Source organism: Roseiarcus fermentans (genome assembly GCF_003315135.1).
Taxonomy (GTDB): domain Bacteria; phylum Pseudomonadota; class Alphaproteobacteria; order Rhizobiales; family Beijerinckiaceae; genus Roseiarcus; species Roseiarcus fermentans.
In genome coordinates this window covers 116,489-137,343 of the sequence record NZ_QNRK01000005.1, presented here as the reverse complement: position 1 = coordinate 137,343, position 20,855 = coordinate 116,489, and the positions used below count along the sequence as shown (strand labels likewise).

The following is a 20,855-nucleotide window of genomic DNA, read 5'->3' as shown; positions in this document are numbered from 1 at the left end:
GATCGCCGCCTGGCGCGCCGACCCTTCCGGCCAACCGCGCGGCGGGATCGTCGTCATTGAGGCGATTTTTCGGGGTCAACGCCGATAACCGCGCGGTGACCGATCATATGTCGTCCCATCCCGGCATCAAACGGAGTCCGAGTTCGTCTGTTTGCCGAGCGCGTCCTCCATGTTCCGGGCGAATCCCGACGCCTTCTTTCTCGAGACGAAAAGAAATCCGACATAGCACATTTTCGTGCGGAGCATCGTCGAATTCAGATTGGCCACGGACTGCATGTCGTCCGTCAGTTCGTCGATTGTCCTGAGCGCGCCGCGCAAAATGAAGAACCCGTCATAGCCGCGGGATTCCATGAACGTGCGGACGGAGGCGACCGCGCGTGTCCTGTGCCGGTCCTCGGCTTCGACCAAAACGACGGGTCGCTCCCGGTCGATCAGCGCCGCGGCGCCCTCCAGCACGCTAAGTTCATGGCCCTCGATGTCGATTTGATAAAGCCGACCGATCCGCAGGCGAATTCGTCGAGGCGCAGGGTCGGCGCTTCGATAGACGCCGTCTTGGTCTCCGCGCCCAGCGCTCCGGGTTCGATCGAGGACAGCGCCGTGCTAGGCTTTCCCTGGACAACTGGAAACGCGAGACGAGCGACGCCCTTCTGATTTGAAACGGCCGCCGCATGGACGTCGACATTGCGGGCAGCGCATTTGCGATCCTCGCCGCCAGGCGTGAGTCTGGTTCCAAAGCATAGACTTTCGGCGTCAACGCTGACAGGCGATATGCGTATATCCCCGCGTTGGCGCCGACATCGAAGGCCCCTTTGGGCGATCCGCCATCAAGCCGATCAAATTACACTCAGTTTCATCCCAATGCTTATTCGCTAACCTCCGCCTAGGCCAAACCTGAGGGAACAGAAAACAAAAAATGCCGCCAACGAAGTCGCGTGGCGCCTTGAACGGATTTGAGAAAGACAGATTACGATGCGTCAGCGGATCGCTCATCGCTCGATGTACCCGCGTCTTAGCGGGAGGGCAAAAAATCTCTATCATGGAAATATTTGGACGACGTCTTCTGAATCTTCTCTCTCACGACTTGGTCGCTGCGCCCCTGCTACCGCATTTACATTGTGAACCACGCGTTGTAAAGATGGGTCAAGGATGCTGATTTCAGTCTTACCCACGCATTGTCCGGAGAATGGGTTGTGAGGCAGCTGGGGCTTCTTTCAGGGTCGCTGCTCGATCGCGGATCGAATCTGACGACGTTGGAGGACCCCCTGTTCGACAATATGAGCGAGCGGGCGAACGTTCGCACCATTCGTCCGCCGGCGTTCGTCCGGCATCGGTTTCGCGAGTGGCTTGCGGTCCGCTCGCAGGTCTCCGAATGCGACACGCTGTTGTGGATGCAGAAAAGCACGCGACCCAGCCCGCCCATTCATCTGGCCGCTTTGTCTAAGCCGTCCGCCCGTCGAAGCGCGTTTGTGATTGATCCCTGGAAATATAGCGTGTCACGTGTCGGATATTCAAGCCTGATACACAGATTTGATCCCTGCTTTATTCCATATTCCGAGGCTTTTTTGGACCTTAAGAGGGCGTTTTCGAGTGCGCGTTTTTCATATATGCCATACGCAGCCGACACGAGTACCTTTTTTCCCCGATCAGAGGACAAGTCAATTTTCGCATTTTGGATGGGAAGACGTGATGAGCCTCTTCATCGAGCGCTGTTGAGGTACTGTTCTGAGCGTAATTTGGAGTATGTTTATTCTAATGAAGGTCGCTATTCTCGGGATAGCCTTGGATGTCTTGCGTCGAGTGCGCGATATTTCGTTGTGACGCCTCCTCAACCAGAGCGATCAGGCGGATATAGCCCTATCGTGATGCGCTATTTCGAGGGGCTAGCAGCCGGCGCGCGGCTGTTGGGCGTCTTGCCGAAGAGCGGCGAGTATGAGCGAATGCTGCCGCTCAACGCAATTTGTCAGGTTGCGCCGGATGGTTCCGACCTCGCCCAGCGGCTGGACGAGGATCGAGAAAATTCAGAGAACCAGACGATCGTCAAATTGGCTTGCGCATTGGTTCACCGCCACCATTCGTTGCGCCGCAGAGCGGAGCAGATTTACGATCGCTTGGAGCGCAATGTCGAGATCGACATCCCTCTTCCGGACGTCGCCCTGAGCGAACTCGTGCAGGAACAACCGCGCCCCGCGGGGCGACGCGTGAGTTGGGTCGACGGCTCCCGCCCTTCGACCCCGACGGCGGCGCGAGGTCGTGTCGCTGCTGGCGGCGCCGCCCGGCCCGAGCAAGCCGCCCGCGAAGCGCGCTCCCCATAGCGCCGTAGCGAGCGAGCGGGGCGGTGGTCATCGTCGGATCTCCGGTCGGGTCGGATTGCGAACTCAACGCAAGCCGCCAATCATCCGCCGCCCGGTAGAATCCGTCTCACCCAAGGCAAATCCGGCTCGTCGTATGCGCCGTATTCCAGCCGTATTCCGGATGCCCGTCCCCTGGCAACATCCGGATAATTGATCGACACGGCTCTTGGACGCCCGTATCGACCGCCCCCTCCAGAGTTGCGCTGAGGTTTTTTGCCCCCGGCGCGCCTGTCCAGCCGCCGGACCTCCCGACGCCTGGCGATCCGGGGGTTGGCCGGCGGGGACTCCCATTCCGGCCAGCCAATCGGGCCTCCGCGAGAAGCCGGCCGGCGGGGTTGTCCTGCGTGACCGGCGCGCCGCGGGCGCCGGCCTTATGCGGCGGGACAGGTCGCCCGCGCCCCGCCGTAGCCGCGGTCAGAAGCTGTAGCTGACCGTTCCGCGGCCGCCGTAGACTTGCGTTCCCGAGCCGAACTGGCCGTCGAAGCGCGCCTCGATGGCGATTCCATTGCCGAACGCGACCTTGCCGCCTACGTTCGCCAGCGCCGCGTTGCGCGCGGGCGATGCGCCATAGACCGTGAAGTTCGACCCCGGCAGGTCGAGGAAGGCGGCGCTGGCCTGCTCCGTGGTGTTGAAATTGTAGCCCCATGCGAGCCGGCCGCCGACCGTGAACAGCGCGCCGTCCGCGGCGAAGTCCTGCTTCACGCGGAAGCCGAGCTCGGTCGAGGTGTCGGTCGCGTTCTGCGACGCGTAGGCGAGCGAGAACTGGCTCCACGAGCCCTCGTTGTAGGAGGGCAGCGAGGCGTAATTCACCTGCACCGCAGCGTAAGGCGACAGCACAGCGCCGGGCGCGACCGCAAGCTTGTCGCCGAGTTCCACTCGTCCCGCGAAGTTGCTGGCGTTGAAACTCCCTTGCAATTGCTCTGCCAGCGGATCGGTGCGGTTGGTCTTGATCGAGCCGGCGCCGCCGCCGAGCGCGCCGGTGAGATAGACCGCGTTGAACTCGTGTGTCGCGTAGGCCGCGATCTCGCCGAAGCTGTAGCTGCCGGAACCGCCGCCGCCCGCGACGCTGAAATTGGTCGATCCGCCGCCGAAGCCGAAGCCGACCGCGGTGTCGCGCGCCATGCGGTACTCGACTCCGACGACCTCGGTCCAGTTCGTTCCGCTCGCCGTGTTCGATCCGACGCCCGCCTGGCCGTCGACCGACGCATGACCGGCGAAGGTCGTCGACCAGACCGTCCAGTAGGGGCTGAAGGGCGCGGGAATCGCCGACAGCGCCGGGCTCTTTTTCGTCGGCAGCGGCGCGTAGAACATGGCGATGTCCGCCCCGGTGCGATAGCGCGCGTCCGGATCGGACAATCCGCCGTCGAAGAACGACTGGACAAAGCCGCCGCCCGCCTGCGACACCGCCAGGCGCGGCGCGGTGGCGATCTCGCCGCTCGCCTGGGTCAGCCCGGCGGCGGTCAGGGCGTAAACGGTCGGCAAGCTGCCCGCCTGGATCAGGGACGCGTTGAGGGCGTTGGCGACCGCCTGCTGGTTGCGGTTCAGGCCGCCCGGGATCGACGATCCGACCTGCAGCGTCAGGTAGGCGTCGGATCCGTCGTAGCTCAGCGTGTCGGTCAGCCCGGCCGGCAGGCCGCTGTTGGCGACGCCGGCGAAGGTCCCGCTCACCGAGCCGGCGGTGAGGATGGTGTAGGTGCGCGAGAAGGTCGATCCGAGCGCGAACGTCGCGTTGACCGCGCCGCCGAGCGAGGCCGATCCGGTGACGGCGGTCTTCGAGGCGGTCGATCCGGCGACCACGACGCCATAGCCCGCGCCGGCGCTCAGCACGAGATTGCCAGCGACGCTCAGCGCGCCAGGGCTCGCCTGCACGCCCGCCGGGGTGAAGCCGCCGGGCGAGAGGGAGCCCCCGCTCTGCACTGCGACATTGCCGGCGACCGAGCCGACGCCGCCGAGCGCGCCGCCGCTCTGAACGTTGGTCGCGCCGTTGATCCTGCCGTTGTCGACCAGCACGCCCGTGCCGGCGATCGTCACCGGCATGTTGACCACGTCGCTCGAGGCCATGGTCAGGACGCCGGTGACGCCGGAGAAGTAGCCGGCGGCGGCGTAGAGGTTGACGCGGCTCCAGTAGCTCAGCGCCGTGCCGTAGAAGGCGGCGAGCGCCTGGCCTTCGGTGTTGACGACGATCTGGTTGATCGTGCTCGTCTGGAGGCTGGCGTCGATGCCGCCGTTGGGCGCGATCGCCTGCGCGGCCGACGTGCTGCCGCCGTAGAGGGACGCGAGCAGGATCGAGGCGTCCGGACCGCCGGACGGCGCCTGCTCGCGCGGCGCCTGGGTGTAGGTCAGGGTGGGCAGGCCGTAGGTCAGGTTCGCCGCATAGGTCGCGGCGTTCGCCGCGCTCGGGACATACGGGTCGTTGGTCGTGTTGGCCGAGCTCGACGCGCAGGTCGCGACCGAGGCGCCGCATTGCGCCGACAGGTAGCCGGTGAGCTCGGATTGCGCCGCGGTGAACAGGCTCGGCAGGTTGATCGCCGTCCCGGTGGTGGTCGCGTTGTTGATGTAGGCCGGGTTGGTGAAGGCCTGCGCCAGGTCGTACTGGACGAACGACCGGCTGGCGATGATGTCGAGCGGATAGTGGACGCCGAGCACGATGCGGCTGTTGGCGTATTCGGCCGCACGCGACAGCATGCTCTGAAATTCCTGCGGGACCATCATCCCGATCAGGATCGAATCGGTGAAGGCGTAGGTGGTGTGGCCGCTCGGGAAGGCCGGATTGGTGTTGATGCCGTTCAGCGCCGTCGGGTCGAACAGGTTGAACTGGCTCGGCGCGACCTGCGCCGGCCGCGAGCTGCCGTAGACGTTCTGGCCGGACTGGGTGTTCGACACGCCATAGGCGAGGTCGTAGACGCTGTAGGTCGTGTTCGGCAGCGTGGTGACCGGATATCCGTCCGCGTCCAGCGCATAGGTCGGCAGCGTATAGCCCGAGGGCGCCACCGCGACGACGCCGCCGTAGGGCGCGACGGCGTTGTTCGACTTGTTGCCGTTGGCGAAATAGTTCTTCGCCACGCCGAGGTCGGAACTGGTGAAGCTGTAGGCGCTGGTGAGCAGGCCGACCGTGCTGGCGAGCGACGAATGGTCGCCGGCCGCGTAGGCGTTGACGCCGCTGGCGTAGATGGCGCCGAGCTGGGTTCCGAGACCGCCGACCGGCTGGACGCCCGGAACCGTCCCTCCGGCCGGCGCCGGCTGGTTCGGCAGGCCGCCGCCGAGGTTGGCCGCGACGCCGAACGCGCCCGCCACGCCGGTCACCGTATTCACGGCCGAGCCGAGCAGGTTCTTGTCGCTGTAGGACAGCTCCTGCGCCGCCAGCGCGGCGCTGGTGTTGACGCTGATGGCCTGCGCCAGGTTGTCCGAGAGCGTCGTCTGCCCCACGGTCGAGCCGTTGAGGCTCAGGAAGGGCGACAGGAGATTGAGCACGTTGACGTTTGCGGGCGTGACATTGGCCGTTTGCGCTCGCGCGCCGGCGCAAGCGACGAGAACGATCGCGGTCGACAGAAGGAGTCCCGACTTTCGACCCCGAGCGCAACATACCGACATGACAACAAGCCCCTCTTGATTTTGACGAGATGACTAGCGCCGGCGCGTGACAGACGGTGGAAGGCCGTGCGACGGGCGTTGTTCAGTCGTGCCAAGGATTTGCCGTATTCCTGACCGGATGATGACAATATCCCGCCGCGCCGTTGCGCCGATTTGCGAGCCGCGGTCGGATCGAACTCGCCGCCGGCCGGGGTTCTGGCGCCTCCGTTCGCGCCGCGGCGAGCGGATTGACTTCATGCGTGCGGCCCCTTATAGACGGCCCCGCTCCAGCGTGGCCTCAGGGCCGCGCTTTTGGTTTTTTGCCCCCGGCCGGCTCTCCCGCCGCCGGACGCCCCAAAACCTCAAATCCGGGCATTCGCCCGCGGCTCTCCCTTGGGGGGCCGCGATTCGGTCCACTGCAAAGAAGCCGGCCGCGCGCAGTTGTTCGCGTAATGAGCCGGGCGGAACACGGAGAAAAACGATGTTCGCAGTCATCAAGACCGGCGGCAAGCAGTACACGGTCGCCGCCGACAAAGAAATTACCGTCATGACCTTGGCCGGAGAAGCCGGCTCGCAGGTCGTTTTCAACGAGGTCCTGGCCCTCTTCGACGGCGAGACAAGCACCATCGGCGCCCCGCACGTGGCCGGCGCGAGCGTGACGGCTGAGATCGTCGAGCAGGCGCGGGGCCCGAAGGTCTACGCCTTCAAGAAGCGGCGGCGCAAGAATTCCAAGCGCAAGCGCGGCCATCGGCAGGATCTGACGATCGTCAAGATCACCGCCATCCAGCCGGGCGCGTGACGCGAACGAGAGGTTTCCCTCGTTCACGCTTTTGCGATATAAGGTTTTCAACTCGGCCGCGCTCGATCGCGGCCCATCGGCAAGTTTCGGAGCAGGACAATGGCTCACAAGAAGGCAGGCGGCTCGTCGCGCAATGGTCGCGACTCCGACGGCCGCCGTCTCGGCGTGAAGAAGTTCGGCGGCGAGCAGGCGCTCGCCGGCAATATCATCGTGCGTCAGCGCGGCACCAAATTCCACGCCGGCCGCAATGTCGGCATGGGCACGGACCATACCCTCTTCGCCAAAGCCGCCGGAGAGGTGTGTTTCGAGCTCAAAGGCGACGGTCGGCAATATGTAACGATCAAGATTCAACAAGTAGCAGCAGAATAAAAGCGGGGTCCAGGACGAGAACCCCGCTTCGGCGACCAGCCCCGCGGACGTTCTCGAAACTCCTCAAAAGAAGCTTCGAGATGAAGATGAAAGGCCAAACAGACCTTTCATTCGTCCGGTAAGCCTAAGCTTACGAAGGGGATGCGGTCGCCGCGTCTCCTTCGTCGTTTAAGCGCCTCTTTTCGAGGCAGGCAGTCCGGAGCGACCATGTTTCCTGATCTGGCCAGAGACGATGTTTTCCGTTTGGAGACAGCGCGGCTGTGGCTGCGCTGGCCGAGAGCGTCCGACGCCGGGGCCATCCACCGATTCTGCTCGCTATGGGAGGTGGCGCGCTATACTGCGCGGATTCCCCATCCCTATCCGCCCGGCTCCGCCGAACGATTCATCTACGGAGCGCGCGAGGGCAACGCCTCGGGGCGCGAGCTGACGCTGGTCATGACGCCGAAGAAGGGGCAGCGCGAGGCGATCGGCTCGATCAGCCTCGAGGCCCGCGGCGGCGACAGGCTCACCCTCGGCTTCGTCCTCGCGCCGGAGCACTGGGGCAAGGGCCTGACCACCGAAGCGACCTGGGCCATCGTCAGAGCGGGCCTGGAGCTGACCCCGGCGGTCGAGATTCTGGCCAACGTCAGCGTCGACAACGATGCGTCGCGCCATGTCCTCGAGGCCTGCGGCTTCACCATCGCCGCCACCGGCCTCAAGGGCGCTCCGGCGCGCGGCGGCCTGGTCGAGTGCCATACCTACCGCCTGACGCGCGCCGCCTGGGCGGAGGCGCTCGAGCCCTGGCGGTCGACTTTCGAAACCGCGCCGCTCGGAACAGGCCCGCTCGCATGAAATTTCTCGATCAGGCTCGCGTCTATGTCCGCTCCGGCGACGGCGGCGCCGGCTGCGTCTCGTTCCGGCGCGAGAAATTCATCGAGTTCGGCGGCCCCGACGGCGGCGACGGCGGGCGCGGCGGCGACGTCGTGGTCGAATGCGCGGCCGGCCTCAACACGCTGATCGACTTCCGCTACCAGCAGCATTTCAAGGCCAAGACCGGAACCCACGGCATGGGCCGAAACCGCGCCGGCGGGCGCGGCGCGGACGCCGTGCTGAAGGTTCCGGTCGGCACGCAGGTGTTCGACGAGGAGACCGGCGCGCTGCTCGCCGACCTCACCGAGGAGGGTCAGCGCGTGGTGGTCGCGCAAGGCGGCAACGGCGGCTTCGGCAACCTGCATTTCACCACCTCGACCAACCGCGCCCCGCGCCACGCCAATCCGGGCCTCGAGGGAATCGAGCGCACGCTGATCCTGCGCCTGAAGCTGATCGCCGACGCCGGCCTCGTCGGCCTGCCGAACGCCGGCAAGTCGACCTTCCTCGCCGCCGTCTCCGCCGCCAAGCCGAAGATCGCCGACTACCCCTTCACCACCCTTCATCCCGGGCTCGGCGTGGTGAAGATCGACGGTCGCGATTTCGTGCTCGCCGACATTCCCGGCCTGATCGAGGGCGCCCACGAAGGCCACGGCCTCGGCGACCGCTTCCTCGGCCATGTCGAGCGCTGCGGCGTGCTCCTGCACCTCGTCGACGCCACCGGGGCGAACGCCGGCGCCGACTATCGCACCATCCGGCGCGAGCTCGCGGCCTACGGCGAGGGGATCGACGAGAAGCCGGAAATCGTGGCGCTGTCCAAGGTCGACGCGGTCGACGAGGCGACGCGGGTCAAACAGGTCGACAGGCTGAAGCGGGCGATGCGCGGCTACGGGCCGCCGCTCGAGGCGAGCGCGAAGCGCGCCCGGCCCCTCATGCTGTCGACCGCCACCCGCAGCGGCGTGACCGAGACGCTGCGCGCCGCCATGGCCGAGATCGAGTCGGGCAGGGCCGAAGCGGCGGCGACGCTCGTGGCGCCGGAGCCGTGGAGCCCGCTGTGACCGGGCCGGTCAGGCCGCGTCGCGCCGTTGTCGCAGCGCGTCCGCGATCTTGCGGTCGGTCGTGTACTGGCTGAGGGCGTAGACGGCCCAGATGGCGGCCGGGATCCAGCCGATCAGCGTGACCTGCAGGATCAGACAGACGATTCCCGCCAGCGGCCGGCCGATGGTGAAGAACGCCAGCCACGGCAGGATCAGCGCGATGATGAGACGCATTGCAGACCTCGAAATGTAGACACGGTCGTTGGACCGCGTCGCCGCGCTCCCCCCGGCGGGTCCGTCGGGACGCCCGTCTTCCGACGGGCGATGGAGCGCGGCTACCCTACGCCAGCCCCGCGATCAAGCCCGACGCGGACGAGCGCGCGAGTCGGCGCTCCGCTTCCCACCGGTCCGAACCCGCGAGCCCGGAGTCGATCTGGACCGCGCCGCCGGACAGCGACGCGACCGGCAGCCCGTCGCGATAGACGACGCGGTTGGCGGTCACGCCCGCGAGCCGGGCGCCGGGCGTCAGGATGCCGACGAGGTTCAGCGGGTCGGCGCCTGAGAGCGAGACCCAGCGGCCGTCGCTCGGGCGACGGCGGACTTCCCGCATCGCGGCCACCGCCTCGGGCAAGGCGAACTGCTCTCCCGTGACCCCGGCGACGAAGCGGCCGCCGCGAATCTCGCCCCGCGCTTCGAGCCGGCGGTAGACGCGCGCCAGTTCCCGCCACGGCGGCAGCCACGCCGGCTCGCGCGCCATCAGCCGCCAGAACATCACGCCGTAGCGCGCGAGCAGCACGCGCGCGACGGATTCGACCGCCGCGGCGCGCGCGTCGTCGCCCCCGGCCCTGACGCGGCGCACCACCGCCCACCGTCCGCCGCTTTCGATGGCGAACGGCAGGATCTTGCCGCGGCGCTTCAGGCCGAAACGCGGTTGGCGCTTGCTCGACGGCGTCAGCAGGGCGCGCAGGCCCGCAAAGCCGTCGGAGGCGACGAGGCCCTGCGCGACCAATTCGCCGAGCGCCGCCTCGACTTCCGCGCGCAGCATCCGGGTCGCGTCGACCAGCTCGTCGAAGAACAGCGCGCCGTGCGTCTCGAGCGCCTCCAGCGCGGCCGCGGCCCGGCCGCCGAGGGCGGGCGCGCCGGCCGGCGGCGCGAGCGACGTCCAAAGGCCCATGCGTCGCCGGTCGACGAGGGCAATCGGCGTCGCCGGCACGGGCGTGCGCGCGCCCGCTTCGCCCGTCGTCGGCGTGAGTCTCGTCCACGCGATTCGGCCGGCCTGGCACGCGGCGTCGAGCCAGGACGGCTGATAGCCGTCGAGCCGCGCCGAAAGAATTTCCGTCTCCCAGGCGCGCGCCGGCGCCTCGAAACCTTCGAGCATCGCCAGCGCCTGCGGCAGCGCGTCCGGCCCCTCCAGGCGCGCCTCGTCGTCGACATGGCTCCAGTCGAACAGGAAGCGCAGGAAGTCGCGCGCCGCCACCGGCTCGATCTCGGCGCGCAGACGGTTCACCGTGCGCCGGTGGATGCGGGCGACGAGGCGCCGGTCGCACCATTGCTCGTCGTTGACGCGCGCGTCGAAGCGCCCGCGCAGGATTGCGCCCTCCGCCTCGAGCGCGGCGAGCGCCTGGGCGATCACCGTCGGCTCGAGCCCGAGCATGGCTGCGAGCGCGGTCGCGGTGACCGGGCCCGACCCTTCGAGCCGGCCGCGCAGCAGGGCGATCAGCGCGTCCTCGGCGGCCGGCGCCGGCGCCTGAGCGTGTTCGGCCGGCGGAGCGTTTACGGGACCCAGCCGCGCGCCCGGCCAGAGGGCGCGGAATTCGTTCGCCCGCTCGGCCGGCGCCCACAGCAACGCGTGCGGCGCGGCGATTCGGGTCGCCCGGCCCTGCGCCGCGAGCGCGTTCAGCCAGCCGCCCCAGTCCGGCGACGAACGCGCTTCGGCTTCCGTGAGGAAGCCCAGCCACAGGAGGGCGTCGTGCAACTCCTCGGCGTCGGCCGGGTCCGGCCAGGCCTCGGCGCTGACCGCCTCGACCGCCTGCGGGTCGAGCCGGGCGAGATCGGAAGCGCCGTCCGGGCCCTGCCAGCGCCGCGCCATCACCGCCTGCGTCCGGCGCTCCTCGAGCGGCGCGTCGTCGAGGAAGGCGTAGGGTTTTGCGCACAAAGCTTCGAGGGCGAGCGGGGAGGGCTGCGTGACGTCGCGGCAGACCGTTCGGATCTCCCCCGTCTCGACGCCGCGCAGCAGCCGCTCCAGGCCCTCGATGTCCATCGCCTCGTGCAGGCAGTCGGCGACCGCCTGGTTGACGAGCGGGTGGTCGGGGACCTCGCGGTCGCCGGCGAGGTTCTCGGCGCAGGCGATCTGATCCGGAAAAACCGCCGCGATCAGATCCTCGGCCTGCATCCGCAGGATCTGCGGCGGAACCCGCTTGCCCGCACGGAAGCGCGGCAGCGCCAGCGACACGCCCGCCGCCCAGCGCCAGCGCGCGGCGAACATCGGCGCGTCCAGCATCGCCTGCACCAGCAGCGGCCGGACGGTTTTCGCGTTCAGGTAGCGGGTCACTTCTTCCAGCGGAAAACTGTGCGCCGAGGTGAGCGAGAGCACGATCGCGTCCTCGGTCGCCGCCGCCTGCAGCTCGAAATTGAATTTTCGGCAGAAGCGCTTGCGCAGCGCCAGCCCCCACGCGCGGTTGAGTCGGCTGCCGTTGGGGGAATGGACGACGAGCTGCATGCCCCCCGATTCGTCGAAGAACCGCTCGAGCGCCACCACCTCCCGGGTCGGCAGGACCCCGAGCGCGGCGAGGGCGGCGGAGAGGTATTCGGCGATCTCCTGCGCCGCCGCCGCGCCCGTGCCGATCTCGGCCTCGAGCCAGCCGCGGAGCGCGCCGCCGGACGGATCGGCGCGCAGGCGGGCCTCCGCCCCGGCGCGCAGCCGCGACACCGAGGCCGACAGCGCGTCCGCCCGCCCCGGCGCCTCGCCGAGCCAGAACGGCAGATTCGGCGGCTGGCCCCGGGCGTCCTCGACCCGCACGGTTCCACGCTCCACCCGGAGAATGCGGTAGGACGCGTTGCCGAGCTGGAACACGTCGCCCGTCAGGCTCTCGACGGCGAAGTCCTCGTTGACGCTGCCGACGACGTGGTTCTCCGGCTCGAGCAGCACGGAATAGTCGGCGGTGTCGGGAATGGCGCCGCCGGAGGTCAGCGCCGTCGTCCGGGCGCCGCGCCGGCCGCGCAGGACCCCGTGGATCGCGTCGCGATGCAGCAGCGCGCCGCGCCGGCCGACACGGGTGGCGAAGCCCTCGGCGAGCGTCCGCACGACCGCGTCGAAGTCCTCGCGCGCGAGCGCGCGATAGGGCCAGGCGCGCCGGAGCCGGTCGAACAGCTCGGTCTCCCCCCAGTCCTTTGCCGCGACTTCGGCGACGATCTGTTGCGCGAGCACGTCGAGCGGCCGATCGGGGATGGCGAGCCGGTCGAGCTCGCCGCGCCGAACGCAATCGAGCAGCGCCGCGCATTCGACGAGGTCGTCGCGCGAGAGGGGAAACAGGCGACCTTTCGGCGTGCCGTCGATCGCGTGGCCGGAGCGCCCGACCCGCTGCAGAAAGGTCGCGACCGAGCGCGGCGAGCCGAGCTGGCAGACGAGCTCGACGTCGCCGATGTCGATGCCGAGCTCGAGCGAGGCGGTCGCGACCATCGCCCGCAGCTCGCCGCGTTTGAGCCGCTGTTCGGCGGCGAGTCGTTTCTCCTTGGCCATGCTGCCGTGATGGGTGGCGACGGCGCCCTCGCCGAGCCGGTCGGAGAGCTCCCGCGCGACGCGTTCGCTCATGCGGCGGGTGTTGACGAAGACGAGCGTGGTCTTGTGCCGGCCGATGAGGTCGGCGAGGCGGTCGTAGACCTGGCTCCAGACCTCGTTGGACATCACCGCTTCGAGCGGCGAGCCGGGCGTCTCGATGGCGAGATCGCGCCGCCGCTGGAAGCCGGAATCGACGATGGCGACCTCCGCCGCCGGATCGCCGCTCCCGCTCGCGCCGACCAGCCAATTCGCGATTTCGCCGATCGGGTTTTGCGTCGCCGACAGCCCGATGCGCTGAAGGCGGTCGCCGCACAGCGCCGACAGACGTTCGAGCGACAGCGCCAGATGCGCGCCGCGCTTGTTCGGCGCGACGGCGTGGATCTCGTCGACAATGACGGTCCGCGTCGACGCCAGCATCCGCCGCCCGGATTCGGAGCCGAGCAGCACGTAGAGCGACTCGGGCGTCGTCACCAGGATGTGCGGCGGCTTGCGCCGCATGCGGGCGCGCTCGCTGGCGGCGGTGTCGCCGGTGCGCACCAGGGTGCGCAAGGCCACGTCGGGCCAGCCGCCGGACGCGAGCGCCCGCCGGATGCCCTCGAGCGGGGCCTCGAGATTGCGGTGAATGTCGTTCGACAGCGCCTTGAGCGGCGAGACGTAGACGACCTGCACGGCCTCCGTGAGCGTGCCGTCCAGGCCCCGGCGGACGAGGTCGTCGATGGCGGCGAGGAAGGCGGCGAGCGTCTTGCCGGAGCCGGTCGGCGCGGCGATCAGCGTCGGACGTCCGGCCTTGATGGCCGGCCAGGCGCCGGCCTGGGCGGGGCTCGCGGCCGGGAACGCGCCCGAAAACCACGCCGCGACGGCGGGATGGAAGACGGCCGCGGGGTCGGAGAAAGCCCTATGTCCCCGGTCGCCCGTCTGCGCGGCGCGATCGTCGGCGCCGAATGAGGATCGCATCGCTTCGGCTCGGTCGCCTTCGATCATGACGCCCCCGATATGGCGCTTCGGCGCGGGAATGCGAGGGCTCGACCGCGATCGGGGACAGGCCGATCGAACGCGCCGTCAGCGGTCCACCTGCACCTCCGCGCCGCCCTCGCTCCACAATGTGTGGAAGCGGCCGGGCTTGTCGAGGCGGCGATAGGTATGGGCGCCGAAATAGTCGCGCAGGCCCTGCAGCAGGTTGGCCGGCCCGCGGGCGCGGCCGAGGCCGTCGAAATAGGCGAGCGCCGACGAAAAGGCCGGCGCCGGGACGCCGTTGGCGACCGCGAGCCCGACCACCGCGCGCCAGGCGTCGCTCGCCATCGTCACCGCCGACAGGAAATCGTCGTCGAGGAGCAAGGTCCCGAGTTTCGGGTCGCGATCGTAGGCGGCCCTGATCCGGTCGAGCAGGCGGGCGCGGATGATGCAGCCGCCGCGCCAGATGGTCGCCATATCGGCGAGCTTCAGGTCCCAGCCGAACTCGGCCGAGGCTGCCGCCATCTGCTCGAACCCCTGCGCGTAGGCGACGACCTTCGAGGCGTAGAGCGCGTCGCGGACGGCGGCGATCGCGGCGGCGCCGGCCTTGCGCGCCGGCGGCGGCGAGCGGCCGATCTTCCGCTCCACCTCGGCCCGCCGTGCGCGTTGCGCCGACAGGGCGCGGGCGTACACCGCTTCCGTGATCGCCGTCAGCGGCACGCCGAGGTCGAGGGCCGATTGCGCGGTCCAGCGGCCGGTTCCCTTCTGCTCGGCCTCGTCGAGAATGACGTCGACGAGCGGCTGGCCGCCGGCGTCGGTCTTGCGCAGCACCGTCGCGGTGATCTCGATCAGATAGCTGTCGAGATCGCCCTGCTTCCACTCGGAAAAGATCCCGGCGAGCGCCGGCGCGTCGAGGCCGTACAAGCTCTTCATCAGGTCGTAGGCTTCCGCGATCAGCTGCATGTCGGCGTATTCGATGCCGTTGTGGACCATTTTCACGTAGTGGCCGGCGCCCCCGGGGCCGACATAGACGCAGCACGGGGTTCCATCGACCGAGGCGGCCATGCGGTCGAGGATCGGCGCCAGCCGGTCGTAGGCCGAGCGGTCGCCGCCCGGCATCATGCTCGGGCCTTCGAGCGCGCCGACCTCGCCGCCCGAGACGCCCATGCCGAGGAAGCGGATCCCCTTGTCGGCGCAGGCCTTGCATCGGCGCGCGGTGTCGGTGAACAGCGAGTTTCCGCCGTCGATGACAATGTCGTCCGCCTCGAGCAGCGGCGACAGCTCGGCGATCACGTCGTCGACCGCCTTCCCCGCCTGCACCATGACGAGGATCGCGCGCGGCCTCGCCAGACTCGCCACGAAGTCCTCCAGCGTTTTCGAGGGAAGGAAACGTCCCTCTCCCCCATGCTCGCGGACGAGTTCGTCGGTTCGTTCCGGATGCCGGTTGTAGAGCGCGACGCCGAACCCCTTGCGCGCGGCGTTGCGCGCCAGATTCGCTCCCATGACGGCCAGGCCCAGGACGCCGATGTCGGCCAGTTCAGGCATGCGTGCTCTCCCTCGAAGGTCGCGGGGTGGCCGCCGGTCGCGGCCCCCCAGTCTCCCCAGCGTGAGCGCCGATTCCGTCAATCCCGAGACGGGAATGCGCCGCCCCGCCCGCGCGCGCATCCGCCGCTGTCGCCTGCCCTCTTGGCGGACCGGCGCCTTCAATGCGAAGGAGAAAGCCGCGACATTCGCGCGGCGCGCGCCGCCTGGAAGAGCCTGCGAGCGGCTCGGGCGCGCGCCGCGATGTCGGACGTCCCGCCAGCCGGAGGATCGCAGCCCATGTCAGAGCCCACCGCCGCCCGCGAACCTCGCCGGGGACGCGAAGCCAGACGCAGCGCGCGCGCCAAGGCGGCGTCCCTATCCATTCCCTACATCAGACGGAACATCCCGCTCACCGAGGTCCTCAGCGCCGAGGGGCTCGAGATCATCGAGCGCAACGCCGACACCCTGCTGCAGGAGGTCGGCATCGAATTCCGCGATTTCCCGCGCGCGCTCGACCTCTTTCGCGCCGCCGGCTGCGACGTGCAGGGCGTCCGCGTCCGCTTTCCCCGCGGCCTCGCGCGAGCCCTGTGCGCGACCGCGCCTTCGCGCTACGTGCAGCACGCGCGCAACCCCGAGCGCAACGTCGTCATCGGCGGCGACGCGACGGTGTTCGCGCCGAACTACGGCTCGCCGTTCGTGCACGACCTCGACCGCGGCCGCCGCTACGGGACGATCGAGGACTTCCAGAATTTCGTCAGGCTCGCCTACATGAGCCCGTTCATCCACCATTCGGGGGGGACGCTGTGCGAGCCGGTCGACCTGCCGGTGAACAAGCGCCACCTCGAGATGGTCTATGCGCATGTGAAATATTCCGACAAGCCGTTCATGGGCTCGGTGACGAAGCCCGAGCGGGCCGAGGACAGCGTGCGCATCTGCGAACTCTTGTTCGGCGCGGCGTTCGTGCGCGACAACACGGTGCTGACGAGCCTGATCAACGCCAATTCGCCGCTGGTGTGGGATTCGACTATGCTCGGCGCGGCGGAAGTCTATGCGCGGGCGAACCAGGCCTGCATCATCACCCCCTTCATCCTGTCGGGGGCGATGAGCCCGGTGACGGTCGCCGGCACGCTGACGCAGGTGCTCGCCGAGGTAATGGCGGGGACCGCCTTCTGTCAGCTCGTCCGGCCCGGCGCGCCGGTGGTGTTCGGGACCTTCGTCTCGACGATCTCGATGCAGTCGGGCGCTCCGACCTTCGGCACGCCCGAGGCGTCGCTCGCGATTTTCGGCGCGGCGCAGCTCGCGCGGCGGATGAACATGCCGTTCCGCACCGGCGGCTCGCTCTGCGCTTCGAAGATTCCCGACGCGCAGGCGGCCTACGAGAGCGCGCAGACGCTGCTGCCGACGGTGCTCGCCGGGACCAATTTCGTGCTCCACGCAGCCGGCTGGATGGAAGGCGGCCTGACGGCTTCCTACGAGAAATTCGCGCTCGATTTCGACCAGCTGGGCGCCATGCACGTGCTGGCGAAGGGCGTCGACCTCAGCGACAACGGCCAGGGGATGGAAGCCTTCCGCCAGGTCGAGCCCGGCGGCCATTTCCTCGGCTGCCCGCACACCCAGGCGAATTTCGAGACCGCCTTCTACCGCTCGAACGTCGCCGACAACAATTCGGTCGAGCAATGGCAGGAGGAAGGCGCGAAGGACGCGGCGACCCGCGCCAACGCGCTGTGGAAGGGCATGCTCGCGGACTACGAGGCGCCTTCGCTCGATCCGGCCAAGGACGAGGCGATCCGCGCCTTCATCGAGGAACGCAAGGCGTCGATGCCGGACGCGACGTACTGAGGGGCTGCGGCCCCCCTGTTGAGCAAAACCCGCAGCCTGTTCGACGGCTCACGCGCGCGCCGACCGGAAAGCGAAATGGCCTGATTGACGTTTGACGTACATCGTCAAACTCAATACCCTGATGGTCATGATCTCGAGCTACGGGGACAAGCGGACGAAGCAGTTCGCCGAAGGCGAACTCGTCCCCGCGTTTCATGGCTTCAAAGAGCAGGCCGAGAAGCGGCTTCGTATTCTCGACGCTGCGGTCACGCTTGCCGACCTGGCTGCGCTGCCCAGCAACCGCATGGAAGCCCTCAAAGGCGACCGTGCGGGGCAGTACTCGATCCGGGTCAACCAGCAGTGGCGAATTTGCTTCGAGTGGCCGCCAGACGCGAGCGGCCCGTCAAACGTCGAAATCGTAGACTACCATTAGGTGCAATCATGGCCCGCACGCCCATCCATCCCGGTGAAATTCTCGCCGATGAGCTGAGAGAGCTGAACGTCCTGCCGACCGAGTTGTCCCGGCAGATCGACGTGCCGTCAAACCGCATAAGCCAGATCATCGCCGGCAAGCGCGCCATCACCGGGGACACCGCCCTGCGGCTTGGACATTGGTTTCGGACCAGCGCTCAGTTCTGGCTGAACCTCCAGACAGCATACGATCTCGACAAAGCCGCCGCTCAGGTTGGCGCGGCGGTTGCAAAGCTGCCGACGCGGCCCGTCGCGGCGGCCGAGTCCTCAGCCTGAGGCGGGCGACGCGCTCACACGAACCCATCGCCGCGCACAAGATCGTCTAGCGCCACGAAGGACGCGAGGACGCCAGCGCGCTCTGGAAGGCGATGCCCCGCGATTGCGCAGCGCTCACGCTCGATCCGGCGAAGGACGAGGCGATCCGAGCCTTCATCGAGGAACGCAAGGCGCCGCCGATGCCGGACGCGACGAACTGAGCGGCGAGGGTCACGCGAGTCAAGACGCGGCGGTGACCTCAACAGGCTGACCCTCACGCGGCGCCGGAGGGACCCCCGCCGCTCAGCTTCGCGGCCTAGAATTCTCCGGGTCGTAGAGCGCCTTGTAACCAACCGCCGCCACCTCGACCGGATAGACGTCGGCGAAATACTGCACGGCGAGCTTTCGCCCCGTCTGCGCATGGTCCCACGGCAGGTAGGCGAGGGCGATGTTTTTGCCGATCGACGGCCCGTAGGCGATCGAGGTGGTGTAGGAGCGGCGGCCGAGCGCGTCGACCAGCGTCTCGCCGGTCGCCGGGTCGATCACCGGCAGCGTCCCGACCGGATAGCGCGCGACCCCCTTCGCATCGTCGTTGTCCGTCATCACCAGCGTGCACAGGATCGCCGGCTGCTTGTCGCGCGCGCGGTATTCGAGGTGTTTCGCCTTGCCGCGAAAATCGGCGTCCTTGACCTTGGGCCGGGCGAGGTCCGCCTCGAACAGGTTGTATTCGGTGGTGAGGTCGGCGTTCTGCAGGCGCAGGCTCTTTTCCATGCGCCGGCTGTTGGCGTAGGTCTCGATCCCGACCGCGACGACGCCCTGCGCGCGGATGGCGTCCCAAACCGCGAGGCCGTCGTCGTAGGCCATGTGCAGCTCAAAACCCTGCTCGCCGACATAGGAGATGCGGAAGGCGAGAACGGGTTTGCCGGCGATCGTGATCGGACGGAGCGCCGCGAATGGAAAATTCTCCGGCGCGAGCGCCGCCGGGTCGGCGACCACCTTCTGCAGCGTGGCGCGCGCGTTCGGGCCCCAGACGCCGATGGTGATGATTTTTTCGGTCAGGTCGGTCACCGTGACGTCAAAACCCTTGTCCGCCGCCACGCGGCGCAGGTAGGCGAAATCGCGCATGCCGGCGTCTGCGCCGTCGACCACCCGGCAGCGGTCTTCCAGGCGAAACACGGTCAGGTCGGCGCGGACGTTCCCCTCGTCGTCGAGGAAGTGGGTGTAGATGCCCTTGCCGAGATTGGCGTCGCCGCCGATCCTGGCGGCGCACGCCCATTCCATCAGCGCGACCGCGTCGGGCCCCTCGACGTCGAGGACGGCGAAGTGCGACAGGTTGATGATCCCACAGTCGTCGCTCATGGCGAGCTGCTCAGCGTTGGAGACGCGCCAGAAGTGCCGGTTGTCCCATTCGTTCGCGCGCACCGGAACGCGGTCGCCGTATGTCTCCAGAAGATGCGCGTTGGCGGCGTAGCCGTGCGCGCGCTCCCAGCCGGCGAGCTCCATGAAGTGGCCGCCGAGTTCGACCTCCCGCGCGTAGAAGGGCGAGCGGCGGATGTTGCGGCCGGTGGCGTAGGGCTCGCGCGGGTGGACGGCGGGATTGTAGACTTTTTGCGCCGCCTCGCGGCAGCGGCCTTCGATGAACGCCTCCTCGAGTTGGTGAGGATAGAAGCGGGCGACGTCGATCCGGGCGTGGTCGATCCCGGTCCGGCCGTCGGTCATCCAGTCGGCGACGAGCTTGCCCGTCCCCGGCGCGTCCTTGACCCAGACGGCGACCGCGTACCACAGGCCCCGCGCCTTGCGGCTCTCGCCGATCGAGGGGCCGCCGTCGGCCGTCACCTGCAAGAGGCCGTTGAAGGAGCGACGCGCGTCGTAGCCGAGCTCCCCCAAAATCGGCGTCAGCTCGATCGCGCGTTCGAGCGGCGCCAGAATCTGCTCCATGTCGAGGTCGCGCTGCGAGGGCGACAGCCGCGCCTGATGTTTTTCCAGGATCTCGCGCGGGTGGCAGAGGCGCGGATGGGTCTCCTCGTAATAGCCCCACTCGATCATGCCGCCTTCCGAGGTTGTTGGATCCCCGGTGTCGCGCATGTAGGCCGAGTTGCCCTGGTCGCGCAGCAGCGGCCAGCCGATCTCCTTGCCCGTCCCCGCGAACGCGTCATAGGGGCCGAAGAAGGTGAGCGGATGGTCGATCGGCATGACCGGCAGGTCCTCGCCCGCCATCTCGGCGATCAGACGGCCCCACAGGCCGGCGCAGACGACGACATGGTCGGCGGCGATCGTCCCGCGCGGCGTCACGACGCCCCGGATGCGCCCGCCCTCGATCACGAGCGCGGTCGCGGGCGTGTTGGCGAACGCCGCGAGCTTGCCGGCGGCGACGGCGCGATCGACCAGTTCGCCGGCGACGGCTTGCGAGCGCGGAACGACCAGCCCGGCGTCCGGGTCCCACAGGCCGCCCTGGACCTTGTCCTGCTCGATCAGCGGAAATCTCTCCTTGATTTCCGCCGGCCCGACGAGGCGGGCGCGGGCGCCGAAAGCCTTGCCCGAGGCGACCTTGCGCCGGATCTCGTCCATGCGCGCGTCGTCGCCGACGCGGGCGACCTCGAGGCCGCCGATGCGGTCGTAATGGCCGAGCTTCTCATAGAAGTCGATGGAGTAGAGCGTCGTCCAGGTGGACAGGAAGTCGTGGGCCGTCGTGTAGCAGAAATCGGAGGCGTGGCCGGTCGAGCCGATGTCGGTCGGCACGCCCGACGTGTCGATGCCGACGATGTCGTCCCAGCCCCGCTCGACGAGGTGATGCGCGACGGAAGCGCCGACGATGCCGCCGACGCCGATGACGACGACCTTCGCTTTGTCCGGCAACTGAGCCAACAGGCCCTCCTCGATCAGCGTCTCGCGCGCCGCTGCGGGACGCGGGCCCGAATCTATATTCAACACGCTGCTCAAATCCAATGCCGGGAGCGACGGCGCGAGCGGCAAGAGGAGAGGAATCCGGCGCGCGCAAGGCGAGCGTGACGCCGAATTCCGGGCGGGGCGCGAGGGAACTTCGGGCGTGACAGCGTGGAGCGCCTGTGGTTGCATGCCGCTTCGAC

General features: G+C 68.4%; 14 protein-coding genes. 8 read left to right on the top strand and 6 right to left on the bottom strand.

Annotated elements, in window-relative coordinates:
- Window positions 1-126: 126 nt before the first annotated feature.
- Complete coding sequence (locus DFR50_RS05985; protein WP_281015944.1) at window positions 127-477, bottom strand: FkbM family methyltransferase; 351 nt, start codon at window positions 475-477, stop codon at window positions 127-129.
- A gap of 797 nt (window positions 478-1,274) precedes the next feature.
- Between DFR50_RS05985 and DFR50_RS33535 the strand changes: the two genes are divergently transcribed.
- The gene (locus DFR50_RS33535; RefSeq protein WP_425376067.1) at window positions 1,275-2,312 is read left to right on the top strand and encodes a glycosyltransferase family protein; all 1,038 of its coding nucleotides are present in this window, start codon (window positions 1,275-1,277) and stop codon (window positions 2,310-2,312) included.
- A gap of 453 nt (window positions 2,313-2,765) precedes the next feature.
- Here DFR50_RS33535 and DFR50_RS05975 read toward each other — a convergent pair whose 3' ends face one another.
- On the bottom strand, window positions 2,766-5,822 hold the full coding sequence (locus tag DFR50_RS05975; protein ID WP_245427361.1) for an autotransporter family protein: 3,057 nt from the start codon (window positions 5,820-5,822) through the stop codon (window positions 2,766-2,768).
- 580 nt (window positions 5,823-6,402) lie between these two features.
- On the opposite strand from DFR50_RS05975, the gene rplU reads away from it, so the two are divergent.
- The 4 genes from rplU to obgE all read left to right on the top strand — a co-directional run bounded on the left by rplU (window position 6,403) and on the right by obgE (window position 8,993).
- On the top strand, window positions 6,403-6,720 hold the full coding sequence (gene rplU, locus DFR50_RS05970) for a 50S ribosomal protein L21 (protein ID WP_113888277.1): 318 nt from the start codon (window positions 6,403-6,405) through the stop codon (window positions 6,718-6,720).
- 99 nt (window positions 6,721-6,819) lie between these two features.
- Window positions 6,820-7,089 (top strand): 50S ribosomal protein L27, encoded by a 270-nt coding sequence (gene rpmA / locus DFR50_RS05965; RefSeq protein WP_113888276.1) that lies wholly within the window; start codon window positions 6,820-6,822, stop codon window positions 7,087-7,089.
- A gap of 207 nt (window positions 7,090-7,296) precedes the next feature.
- Window positions 7,297-7,920: a GNAT family N-acetyltransferase gene (locus DFR50_RS05960; RefSeq protein ID WP_170153068.1), complete on the top strand. Its 624-nt coding sequence runs from the start codon at window positions 7,297-7,299 to the stop codon at window positions 7,918-7,920.
- The gene (obgE, locus tag DFR50_RS05955; protein ID WP_113888274.1) at window positions 7,917-8,993 is read left to right on the top strand and encodes a GTPase ObgE; all 1,077 of its coding nucleotides are present in this window, start codon (window positions 7,917-7,919) and stop codon (window positions 8,991-8,993) included. Before DFR50_RS05960 ends, obgE begins: the two co-directional genes overlap by 4 nt.
- Before the next feature lie 9 nt (window positions 8,994-9,002).
- On the opposite strand, the gene DFR50_RS05950 is transcribed toward obgE, so the two are convergent.
- The 3 genes from DFR50_RS05950 to gndA all read right to left on the bottom strand — a co-directional run bounded on the left by DFR50_RS05950 (window position 9,003) and on the right by gndA (window position 15,246).
- Window positions 9,003-9,206, bottom strand: coding sequence for a YqaE/Pmp3 family membrane protein (locus DFR50_RS05950; protein ID WP_113888273.1), 204 nt, complete (start codon window positions 9,204-9,206; stop codon window positions 9,003-9,005).
- Between the two features lie 106 nt (window positions 9,207-9,312).
- A complete protein-coding gene (locus DFR50_RS05945) occupies window positions 9,313-13,704 on the bottom strand; it encodes a DEAD/DEAH box helicase (RefSeq protein WP_113888371.1) in 4,392 nt (1,463 codons plus the stop codon).
- Window positions 13,705-13,809: 105 nt separating this feature from the next.
- Window positions 13,810-15,246 carry an NADP-dependent phosphogluconate dehydrogenase gene (gndA, locus tag DFR50_RS05940; protein ID WP_113888272.1) on the bottom strand — a complete coding sequence of 479 codons (1,437 nt, stop codon included), beginning with the start codon at window positions 15,244-15,246 and terminating at the stop codon, window positions 13,810-13,812.
- A 240-nt stretch (window positions 15,247-15,486) separates the two neighbouring features.
- Here gndA and DFR50_RS05935 point away from each other — a divergent pair, with 240 nt between their 5' ends.
- From DFR50_RS05935 to DFR50_RS05925, 3 genes are all read left to right on the top strand, one after another.
- Window positions 15,487-17,064 (top strand): trimethylamine methyltransferase family protein, encoded by a 1,578-nt coding sequence (locus DFR50_RS05935; protein WP_425376066.1) that lies wholly within the window; start codon window positions 15,487-15,489, stop codon window positions 17,062-17,064.
- A 127-nt stretch (window positions 17,065-17,191) separates the two neighbouring features.
- Window positions 17,192-17,476: a type II toxin-antitoxin system RelE/ParE family toxin gene (locus DFR50_RS05930; RefSeq protein WP_113888370.1), complete on the top strand. Its 285-nt coding sequence runs from the start codon at window positions 17,192-17,194 to the stop codon at window positions 17,474-17,476.
- Between the two features lie 8 nt (window positions 17,477-17,484).
- Window positions 17,485-17,790: a HigA family addiction module antitoxin gene (locus tag DFR50_RS05925; protein WP_113888270.1), complete on the top strand. Its 306-nt coding sequence runs from the start codon at window positions 17,485-17,487 to the stop codon at window positions 17,788-17,790.
- Between the two features lie 282 nt (window positions 17,791-18,072).
- On the opposite strand, the gene DFR50_RS05920 is transcribed toward DFR50_RS05925, so the two are convergent.
- Entirely contained in the window at window positions 18,073-20,634 is a 2,562-nt protein-coding gene (locus DFR50_RS05920) for a GcvT family protein (protein WP_113888369.1), read from the bottom strand.
- Window positions 20,635-20,855 lie beyond the last annotated feature (221 nt).